This is a genomic window from Escherichia sp. TW14182 (assembly GCF_000208525.1).
Taxonomy (GTDB): domain Bacteria; phylum Pseudomonadota; class Gammaproteobacteria; order Enterobacterales; family Enterobacteriaceae; genus Escherichia; species Escherichia ruysiae.
Genome location: NZ_AEJZ01000283.1, coordinates 1 through 1,257, shown reverse-complemented (window position 1 = coordinate 1,257; position 1,257 = coordinate 1). Strand labels below are relative to the sequence as shown.

The following is a 1,257-nucleotide window of genomic DNA, read 5'->3' as shown; positions in this document are numbered from 1 at the left end:
CGTCACCTGGAGGCACCAGGCACCGCATCAACAAAGTTCATTTGTAAAAATGGAGATAATTATGATTGCACATCACTTCGGAACTGATGAAATACCACGTCAGTGTGTGACTCCTGGCGATTATGTTCTTCATGAAGGCCGGACATATATTGCCTCGGCAAACAATATTAAAAAGCGAAAACTATATATTCGTAACCTGACCACAAAAACATTCATTACTGACCGCATGATTAAAGTCTTCCTCGGTCGTGATGGTTTACCTGTAAAGGCGGAGTCATGGTGATGACTAAGAAAATAAAATGTGCTTACCACCTTTGCAAAAAAGACGTTGAAGAAAGCAAAGCTATTGAAAGAATGCTTCACTTCATGCACGGGATTTTATCAAAAGACGAACCGAGAAAATATTGCAGTGAAGCTTGTGCCGAAAAAGACCAGATGGCACATGAACTTTAATTAATTGACTATTCGAAAGTGAATTTATGCCAGCAATGGCAGGGATTCTATCAATCTTAAAAAAGGAAACAGAAATGAGCATTATTGAATGTGAAATTGAACTTAATGTCATTAACGATTCTCTCGCCGAATTCAAATGTGGGAATACATTACATGGTTTCATTCAGATTTCCCAAAAAGAAAACGTTACGGTAATTATTGATGGCGGTTACGTTCTGGGAACATTTGATTGTTATGTGTGTGCTATTAAAGAAGTCGCATTACTCGCAGCTCGTATTGAAGAGGCTGACAAGAAATACGGCATCAGTTATCAACGACAGAAAGAACTCTCAGGCATCGCATCATCAGTTCATTTCTTTTATGCAATCTGAATATGATTTGAGGTTAAAAAACAATGAGCACCGATAAACAAGTTTACCCACTGTATTACGAAGCAAAAAATGACAAAGTAAGAAAACGTCTCGGTATTAAAGGCGGTTTTTACTGGGCTGAAGCGAAAAAATTATCCATTGCCATCTCCCGTGGTGCTGTTGCGATTGACGATGCTGGATACGATGAAGATGACTTCAAAAAACCTGTTCGCGTCCATTTACCCGTTGTTAATGACCTCCCGCCAGAAGGCGTATTTGATACGGAATTCTGCAACCGTTACGAAAAAGGCGGGGAAGATGGCATCACAATGGTATTTATCGCGCCCTCACCCTCTGTTCAGGACAAACCAGCCAGCACTGACAATACCAACGTCAACGGTGAAGACATGACTGAGATTGAGGAGAATATGCTCCTGCCAGTTTCAGGTCAGAT

Annotated in this window: 4 protein-coding genes; all 4 read left to right on the top strand. The window is 40.6% G+C overall.

Going from position 1 to position 1,257, the window contains the following annotated elements; translation table 11 throughout:
* Nucleotides 1-61 precede the first annotated feature (61 nt).
* The gene (kilR, locus tag EQY_RS0119995) at nt 62-283 is read left to right on the top strand and encodes a killing protein KilR (protein ID WP_000560225.1); all 222 of its coding nucleotides are present in this window, start codon (nt 62-64) and stop codon (nt 281-283) included.
* Nucleotides 283-453: a YdaE family protein gene (locus tag EQY_RS0119990; protein ID WP_001352098.1), complete on the top strand. Its 171-nt coding sequence runs from the start codon at nt 283-285 to the stop codon at nt 451-453. Before kilR ends, EQY_RS0119990 begins: the two co-directional genes overlap by 1 nt.
* Before the next feature lie 74 nt (nt 454-527).
* Complete coding sequence (locus tag EQY_RS0119985) at nt 528-824, top strand: hypothetical protein (protein ID WP_000022247.1); 297 nt, start codon at nt 528-530, stop codon at nt 822-824.
* A 23-nt stretch (nt 825-847) separates the two neighbouring features.
* Nucleotides 848-1,257: RecE family exodeoxyribonuclease (locus EQY_RS0119980; protein WP_000102206.1), on the top strand; the 410-nt coding region annotated here is incomplete at its 3' end.

What these genes read in the sequence shown, in the direction of transcription:
- kilR (WP_000560225.1), top strand. Translation starts at nt 62, where the DNA reads ATGATTGCACATCACTTCGGAACTGATGAAATACCACGTCAGTGTGTG.
- EQY_RS0119990 (WP_001352098.1), top strand. Translation starts at nt 283, where the DNA reads ATGACTAAGAAAATAAAATGTGCTTACCACCTTTGCAAAAAAGACGTT.
- EQY_RS0119985 (WP_000022247.1), top strand. Translation starts at nt 528, where the DNA reads ATGAGCATTATTGAATGTGAAATTGAACTTAATGTCATTAACGATTCT.